General features: G+C 69.7%; 11 protein-coding genes. All 11 read left to right on the top strand.

Annotated elements, in window-relative coordinates; genetic code table 11:
- Nucleotides 1-190 precede the first annotated feature (190 nt).
- The gene (locus GBZ26_RS30910; RefSeq protein ID WP_345772066.1) at nt 191-715 is read left to right on the top strand and encodes an FHA domain-containing protein; all 525 of its coding nucleotides are present in this window, start codon (nt 191-193) and stop codon (nt 713-715) included.
- A 285-nt stretch (nt 716-1,000) separates the two neighbouring features.
- On the top strand, nt 1,001-2,557 hold the full coding sequence (gene nifB, locus GBZ26_RS24395; protein WP_174441067.1) for a nitrogenase cofactor biosynthesis protein NifB: 1,557 nt from the start codon (nt 1,001-1,003) through the stop codon (nt 2,555-2,557).
- Nucleotides 2,558-2,636: 79 nt separating this feature from the next.
- A complete protein-coding gene (locus GBZ26_RS24390) occupies nt 2,637-2,828 on the top strand; it encodes a 4Fe-4S binding protein (RefSeq protein WP_014239802.1) in 192 nt (63 codons plus the stop codon).
- 44 nt (nt 2,829-2,872) lie between these two features.
- Entirely contained in the window at nt 2,873-3,406 is a 534-nt protein-coding gene (locus GBZ26_RS24385) for a hypothetical protein (protein ID WP_174441066.1), read from the top strand.
- A complete protein-coding gene (locus tag GBZ26_RS24380; protein ID WP_174441065.1) occupies nt 3,403-4,176 on the top strand; it encodes a 4Fe4S-binding leucine-rich repeat protein in 774 nt (257 codons plus the stop codon). Before GBZ26_RS24385 ends, GBZ26_RS24380 begins: the two co-directional genes overlap by 4 nt.
- A gap of 24 nt (nt 4,177-4,200) precedes the next feature.
- On the top strand, nt 4,201-4,497 hold the full coding sequence (locus tag GBZ26_RS24375; RefSeq protein WP_094307455.1) for a nitrogen fixation protein NifZ: 297 nt from the start codon (nt 4,201-4,203) through the stop codon (nt 4,495-4,497).
- Between the two features lie 23 nt (nt 4,498-4,520).
- The gene (locus tag GBZ26_RS24370) at nt 4,521-4,832 is read left to right on the top strand and encodes a nitrogen fixation protein NifZ (RefSeq protein WP_174441064.1); all 312 of its coding nucleotides are present in this window, start codon (nt 4,521-4,523) and stop codon (nt 4,830-4,832) included.
- 34 nt (nt 4,833-4,866) lie between these two features.
- A complete protein-coding gene (locus GBZ26_RS24365) occupies nt 4,867-6,018 on the top strand; it encodes a cysteine desulfurase family protein (RefSeq protein WP_174441063.1) in 1,152 nt (383 codons plus the stop codon).
- 41 nt (nt 6,019-6,059) lie between these two features.
- Nucleotides 6,060-6,269 carry a putative nitrogen fixation protein NifT gene (gene nifT, locus GBZ26_RS24360; RefSeq protein WP_035672252.1) on the top strand — a complete coding sequence of 70 codons (210 nt, stop codon included), beginning with the start codon at nt 6,060-6,062 and terminating at the stop codon, nt 6,267-6,269.
- Nucleotides 6,270-6,274: 5 nt separating this feature from the next.
- Nucleotides 6,275-6,559: a hypothetical protein gene (locus GBZ26_RS24355; protein ID WP_174441062.1), complete on the top strand. Its 285-nt coding sequence runs from the start codon at nt 6,275-6,277 to the stop codon at nt 6,557-6,559.
- 14 nt (nt 6,560-6,573) lie between these two features.
- On the top strand, nt 6,574-7,764 hold the full coding sequence (locus GBZ26_RS24350) for a DegT/DnrJ/EryC1/StrS family aminotransferase (protein WP_174441061.1): 1,191 nt from the start codon (nt 6,574-6,576) through the stop codon (nt 7,762-7,764).
- Nucleotides 7,765-7,834 lie beyond the last annotated feature (70 nt).

Raw genomic sequence — 7,834 nt, 5'->3', positions numbered from 1 at the left:
CGCTCCCCGCTGACGACGGGGCCCGCCCGGCGGCATCCTCCGTTATGGGGAGGGGGGGGCGGTGTTCGACAGCCGCCTCCGCGCGGTACGCGTGTCAGCCCGGTGAACCCGGAACCGGGATCCCCCCGTGGCGAAGCCGGAGACCCGCGCCGCGCGGGTGACATCCACCCCCCCCCAGGGGGGGGCCCGGGTGACCGACGATCTGGTCGACCGCCTCTCCCCGCCCCTGCGGAAGCGGACCCGCCTTCTGAACAGCGTCGCGGTGAAGGGAAAGGCGGCCCCGGTCCGCGTCCACCAGATCCGCGACGGCGATGCCGCGCCGGAGGCCGAGGACAACGCCACCGTCGCCTTCACCACATCGATCCCCGGCAACGGGCGCGGCCTGCCATCCCTGCGCCTGTCCGGACGCGGCGCCGACACGACGCTGACCCCGCTGCTGCCGCGCGTCACTGTGGGGCGCGACGAAAGCTGCGGCCTGCGCGTCCCGTCGCGCCGAACCTCGCGCCAGCACGCGGTGATCGATTTCAGCCGCGGCGGCTTCTTGCTGACCGACCATTCGACCAACGGCACCTTCATCCGCACGGGCGACTCCCCCTCCCTGCTGCTGCGCCGCGATTCGACGAAGCTGACCGGCAGCGGGCTGATCGGTTTTGGGGGGGAACCCTTGCGGCCGGACGAGGACCATGTCCTGACCTTCCAGGTCGGGAGCGCGTGACAGCCCCTATCATAGGGCAACGCAGTCGGCCTTCTTAACCCTCTCCCCGGAGTAGAGAGGGGACTTCAGACACGATTGCCGCCCCCATGTCGGGTCCCCGACAGGCGGCGTCTTTGTCGGCCATTGTTTGGCTTTGTCCGCCTTTGTCGGATTGCCGACATGCCCCACAGGCCAGACACAACCGCCCAACCCTTTGAAATTCAACAATTCACCAGGTTGGCCCCGAACTTGCTTTTAACGACCCGACCAAGGGCGCCAACGGCGCGGCTGGGAAGGGAGTGGACGATGGCCAACGTTATTTCGCTCGACAGCATCCTGGGCGTGGGTGAGCTGAAAGCCGCCGCCGAGGCGCCGCCTGCCGCCGCCTCCGGCTGCGCCTCCTCCTCCTGCGGGTCGTCGGACGGCCCCGCCGACATGGCGCCGGAGGTGTGGGAGAAGGTGAAGAACCACCCCTGCTACTCCGAGGAGGCGCATCACTACTTCGCCCGCATGCACGTCGCCGTGGCGCCGGCCTGCAACATCCAGTGCAACTACTGCAACCGTAAATACGACTGCTCGAACGAGAGCCGGCCGGGCGTGGTCTCCGAGAAGCTGACCCCCGATCAGGCGCTCCGCAAGATCATGGCGGTGGCCAAGGAAATCCCGCAGCTCTCCGTCATCGGCATCGCCGGCCCCGGCGACAGCCTGGCGGCGGGCGGCAAGAACACCTTCAAGACCTTCGAGATGCTGGCGAAGAAGGCGCCGGACCTCAAGCTGTGTCTGTCCACCAACGGTCTGGCCCTGCCCGACCATGTGGACACCATCGCGAACTACAACATCGACCACGTCACGATCACCATCAACATGGTCGATCCCGAGGTCGGGCAGCACATCTACCCCTGGATCTTCCACGACCACAAGCGCTGGACCGGCCTGGACGCCGCCAAGATCCTGCACGAGCGGCAGATGCTCGGGCTGGAGATGCTGACGTCGCGCGGCATCCTGGTGAAGGTGAACTCCGTCATGATCCCGGGGATCAACGACGAGCACCTGATGGACGTGAACAAGGCCGTGAAGTCGCGCGGCGCCTTCCTGCACAACATCATGCCGCTGATCTCCGACCCGGCGCACGGCACGCATTTCGGCCTGACCGGGCAGCGCGGCCCGACCGCGCAGGAGCTGAAGGTCGTGCAGGACCAGTGCGAGGGCGGGGCCAAGCTGATGCGCCACTGCCGCCAGTGCCGCGCCGACGCGGTCGGCCTGCTGGGCGAGGACCGCGGTTCCGAATTCACCATCGACCGGATCGAGGCGATGGGCGAGGTGGAGTACGACCAGGAGGCCGCCCGCACCTATCGCGAGCATGTCGAGGGCGAGCGCGCCGGGCGCCACGCCGCCAAGGCCGCCGCGCAGGCCGACGTTGCCGAGACGGTCGGCACCGCCGTGCAGCCGATCCTGATCGCCGTCGCCACCAAGGGTGGGGAGCGCATCAACGAGCATTTCGGCCACGCCAAGGAATTCCAGATCTACGAGGTCGGCCCGAAGGGCGCCAAGTTCGTCGGCCACCGCCGTGTGGACCAGTATTGCGAAGGCGGTTCGGGCGACGAGGACGCGCTCGGCGGCGTGCTGTCGGCGATCAACGACTGCACCGCGGTCTTCGTCGCCAAGATCGGCGGCTGCCCCTCGACGAGCCTCAAGGACGCGGGCATCGAGCCGGTTGACCGCTTCGCCTTCGAATACATCGAGGAGTCGGCATTGACCTACTTCAAGGACTACGCCGAGCGCCTCGGCCAAGGTGCGATCAACGCGCGCGAGGGGCAGGACGCGGTGATCCGCACCGGCGCTTTCACCGCCCTGCGCGCCTGATACCCAAGAGACCGACCAGAACCCACGGATTTACCCGGCGGCCCACCGCAACAGCCGCCCCACCTGCAAGGAGAGTGTCATGGCTTACAAGATCAAGGCTTCCGACTGCACCGCCTGCGGCGCCTGCGAGGCCGAGTGCCCGAACAACGCCATCAGCTTCAAGAAGGGCGCCTACGCCATCAACGCGGACCTGTGCACCGAGTGCAAGGGCCAGTTCTCCAGCCCGCAGTGCGCCTCGGTCTGCCCGGCCGACTGCTGCGTCCCGGCCTGATCGCCCGAAACCCCTCTCCCGCCCCATCACGGGAGAGGGTGTCCATGGAGCGCACCGCCATGCTGGACGAGGTGGATGAAGGCTGGCTCAACCGCCGTTACTACGGCGGCGACCTGCCGCCCGAGGCGGAGCGGTTCCTGCATCTCGCCGCCGCCAGCCACGCCGACGCCGAGGCGGCGCAGCGTTACCTCGCCCGCGCCGCCGATCTGGCGCCGGGGCACCGGCTGGTCGATCTCGGCCATTACAAGTTCCACTTCTACAAGGCGAACCTGGACACCGCCCTGCTCTACGGCGAGCGGATGCTCGGCCACGCAATGGCCGCCATCGGCCTGAACCACGCCGACTGGCGCATGGTCGGCAATGATCACGCGGACTTCGCGGGTCTGGAGCCGGCCCCGCGCCTGTTCCTGTTCGCCCTGACCGCGGTCGGCTACCTGCATCTGCGCCTGGGCCGTCTGCCCGAAGGGCGCGAGGCCCTGAACAAGGTCCGGGACCTGGACCCGAAGGACCGCTTCGGAACCACCCGCCTGCTCGCCGCCGCCGACCGATACGAAGCCGGCCCGGAGGACGACGCATGAGCGACGACATCGACAAGGCGCTGGACTGGCTGGGCAACCCCGTCGACTGCGATGGCTGCGCCTGCCGCGACCGTCTGGCCGAGGGGCGCTGCGAACCGCTGCGCGCCTGCGTGCAGGACCGCTACGCCAAGCGCATCCAGCGCTTCTTCCAATGGAACGACGATCTGGCCAGCGAGCATCTCGACCATCCCTATTTCGAGGTCCGCGCCAACGCCGCCCGCTTCGCGCCGATCTTCATCGTGCCGCGGCTGATGGACGACCCGGACGAGACGGTGCGCGCCGCCGTCGCCCGCCGTCTGCCCCGCCGCCTGCTGCTGAAGATGCGCGGCGACCCCGACCGCGAGGTGCGCATCGCCGTCGCCTCCCGGCTGGAGGACGCCGACCTCTCGCCGCTGATGCGCGACCCAGACTATTCCGTGCGCCTGCGCGTCGCCCGCCGTGTGCCCGAAGGCATGCTGCCGGCGATGATGCACGACGAGGACCCGGAAATCCGGCTGGAGGTCGCCAACCGCATCGGGCTGGAGTGGCTGATGAGCATGGCCTGGGACGACAGCGCCCGCGTGCGCATGGTCGTCGCCCGGCGCCTGCCGCCGGAAAAGCTGGCTGCTCTGATCCGCGACGCCGACTGGTGCGTGCGCTTCGTCGTCGCCAGCCGCCTGCCGCCCGAAGACCTCGCCCCGCTGACCGAGGACCCAGTGGACGACGTCCGCACCGTGGCGCAGAAGCGCCGCGCCGGACTGCCCGCCACCGGCGACCTGATCCCCGACTGACGCCCCCGCACCAAGGAGCACCGAATGCGCGAGCGCGCCCGCGATCCGAACGAGCCGATCGAGCTGGAAGACCGCCCCGCCTTCGAGGAGGGCCAGAAGGTCCGCGCCCTTCGCGACGTGCGCAACGACGGCACCTATCCCGGGCGCCCGATGGGCGACTTCCTCATCCGCACCGGGGACATCGGCTATGTGAAGTCCATCGGCACCTACCTGCAGATGTATTACATCTACGGCGTCGATTTTTACGAGAAGCGCATCATCGTCGGCATGCGCGCCAAGGAACTCGAACTGGTCGACGCCCGCTGCAACGACCCGCAATGACCGCCCTGCCCAAGGAGCACGCGATGAGCGACGCCGTCACCGAAGCGAAGAAGCCCGGCTTCATCCCGCCCCGCGAACCGCTCTACGACTGGGGCCTGATGGTCACCGCCGCGGTGGACCTCCACAACGACGGCAGCCACCCCAACGCCGAGGACGGCGCCCTTCTGGCTCCGAAGGGCACGCCCGGCACCATCGTGCGCATCGGCCACGCCGAGGGCACGCAGATCCCCGTCTATCTGGTGGAGTTCCCGGCCGGCGTCGTCGTCGGCTGCCTGGAGGAGGAGATCATGCCCGCCGACGGCCGCCGCCGCGGCGTCCCCGGCGTGATGGACTGACCACCCCTTCCGTGCCACGGCCTGCGATGGACCCATGATCTATCTCGACAACAACGCGACGACCCCGCTGGCGCCCGAGGTGCGGGAGGCGATGCTGCCGCACCTGTCCGGGGAGTTCGGCAACCCCTCCAGCCCGCACGCCGCCGGCATGGCCGCCAAGCGGGCGGTGGGCGAGGCGCGCGCCCAGGTGGCGGCGCTGGTCGGCGCGAAGGCGGCGGACATCCTCTTCACCGCCAGCGCGACGGAGGCCAACCACACGGCCCTGCTCGGCACGCTGCGGGCCGTCGCCGCGGAGCGTCCGGTGCGCCGTCACCTCGTCACCACGGCGATCGAGCACCCTTCCACGCTGATGCTGGCCGGGGACCTGGAACGGCAAGGCTGGCGGGTCACCATCCTGCCGGTGGACGGCACCGGCACCATCGCGCTCTCCGACCTGCGCGACGCGGTGACGGCGGAAACGGCGCTGGTCTCCGTCATGTGGGCGAACAACGAGACCGGGGCGATCCAGCCGGTCGGCGCCGCCGCCGACATCGCCCAGGCGCGCGGCGCCCTGTTCCACACCGACGCGGTGCAGGCCGCCGGGCGGCTGCCGATCAAGGTCGACGCGGTGAACGCCGACCTGCTGACCCTGTCCGCCCACAAGATGCACGGGCCGAAGGGCATCGGCGCCCTCTTCATCCGCAAGGGCGTGCCCTTCGCCCCGCTGATCCACGGCCATCAGGAGCGCCACCGCCGCGGCGGGACGGAGAATGTGCCGGCCATCGTCGGCTTCGGCGCCGCCGCCGGCCGCGCCGCCGCCAGCGTGGCGGAGGCCGGCGGCATGGCGATCCTGCGCGACCGGCTGGAGCGCGGCGTTCTCGCCGCCTGGCCGGGCAGCCGGGTCAACGGCGAGGGGGCGGCCCGGCTGTCCAACACCAGCAACATCCGCTTCGCCGACCCGCAGGGCCGCCCGCTGGACGCGGAGGAGCTGCTGATGCGGCTCGACCGCGCCGGCATCGCCGTCTCCATGGGGTCGGCCTGCGCGTCCGGCGGCAACGAGCCGAGCCATGTCCTGACCGCCATGGGCCTGACCCCGGCGGAGGCGGCGGCCAGCCTGCGCTTCTCCCTCAGCCGCTGCACCACGGCGGAGGAGGTGGAATCGGTCCTCAACGAGTTCCCCGCGCTCTACGCGCGGATGGCGGCCTGACACCCGCGAGTGCCCAAAACGAACGACGACTGGAGAGTGACATGAAGGTGATGGTGCGCAAGGCCGGTGAGCAATACACGATCTACGTCGCCAAGAAGGACCTGGAGGAGCCCATCACCGAGATGGAGAAGCCGGGCCTGTGGGGCGGCTGGGTCAAGGTCGCCAACGGTTGGACGCTCGACCTGCCGGAGATGCCCGCGGACACCCGCCTGCCCATCACCGTCGAAGCCAAGAAGCGCGGCGCGGAGTGACGGCCATGGCCCTGTCCCCGGAACGGATCGACGCCATCGCCGCCCTGGCCGGCCGCCTCTTCGCGGAGGGCACCCGGCTCGACGCCGTGGTCCGCGCCGTTCGCGAGGCGAACACGGACCTGTCCAACGTCACCGGGGCGCACGCCGCGGTGATGGCGGAGGACGCCTTCCGGGAGGAGCCCGGCTTCAACCTCTACCTCGTGGACGGCACCAACCATTGCTGGCTCATCACCAACAAGCCGGAAACGGCGACCGGCGTGGTGATCGCGCAACGGGACGAGGACGACTGAATGAGGATCGCGGAATGACAAAGCCCGAAGACGATGCCGTCGCGGACGACGCGGAGCTTGGCGACTACATCCCGCTGATCGACCCGGACATTTCGGAAGCGGAGGTCGCGGTCGTCAGCCGCATCCTCACCTCCGGCAGCCTCGGCGACGGGCGGATGACGGAGGGGTTCGAAAGCGCCTTCGCCGCCTGGCTCGGCCGCGCCCACGCGGTCGCGGTGTCCAGCGGCACCCTCGCCACGCTGATGGTGCTCAAGGCCTACGGCATCGGGCCGGGGGACGAGGTGCTCTGCTCCCCCTTCGGCTGGCATCAGGTGCAGCACGCCATCGCGCTGGCCGGCGCGGAGCCGGTCTTCGTCGACATCGACTACTGGCAGCACACCATCAACCCGGCGAAGGCCGAGGCCAGGATCACGCCGCGCACCAAGGCCATCCTCGCCGGCAACGTCAACGGCCACCCCGCCCATTGGGACGAGCTGCGCGCGCTCGCCGCCGACAAGGGGCTGATCCTGATCGAGGATTCGACCGAGGCCATCGGCTCCTCCTACAAGGGGAAGCTGGTCGGCAGCTTCGGCGACTGCGCGGTCTTCGACTTTTCCGAACCCGGCGTGCTGGTGACCGGCGAAGGCGGGATGATCGTCACCGACGACCGCAATCTCGCCCACCAGTTCCGCTACCTGCGCCGGCGCGAGGCGGAGCACCGCAACACGGTGGTCATCACCCGCACCATCCCCTTCCAGGCGGGGATGAGCAACATCACCGCCGCGCTCGGCCTCGTCCAGTTGAAGCGCCTGCCGGAGATCCTGGCGAAGCGCCGGGAGGTGGTCGGCTTCTACGAGGCGGCCATGGCCAGCTTCGAGGGCATCAAGCCGCCCTACAAGGGGCCGGGCGCCGACGACGTGCACCCGATGGTCTACGCCGTCCACCTCGGCACCCGCTTCACCGCGTCGGGGCGCAAGGCGGTGCTGGAGGATCTGGCGACGCACGACGTCGAGGCGTCGGACTACGGGCAGGCGCTCTACACCCAGCAATATTACCAGGAGCGCGGCGCCAGCCGGGCCGAATGCCCGGTCTGCCAGAAGACGGTCGACCGCGTGCTGGCCCTGCCGCTGCACCACAAGGTCACCGCCGACGAGGTGCAGTTCATCGTGGACACGCTGAAGGACGCCACCGTCAACACGGGGGCGGGCGCGGCGATCTATTTGTGAAACGCGGCCCTTTCCCGGCGCCATTCCCCTCCCCTGCGCAGCGGGGGAGGGTCAGGGAGGGGGCAAACGC

This window comes from Azospirillum formosense (assembly GCF_013340925.1).
In the GTDB taxonomy this organism is placed as follows: Bacteria; Pseudomonadota; Alphaproteobacteria; order Azospirillales; family Azospirillaceae; genus Azospirillum; species Azospirillum formosense.
The sequence above is the reverse complement of the archived record's forward strand: the minus strand, read 5'-3'. Positions and strand labels throughout refer to the sequence as shown.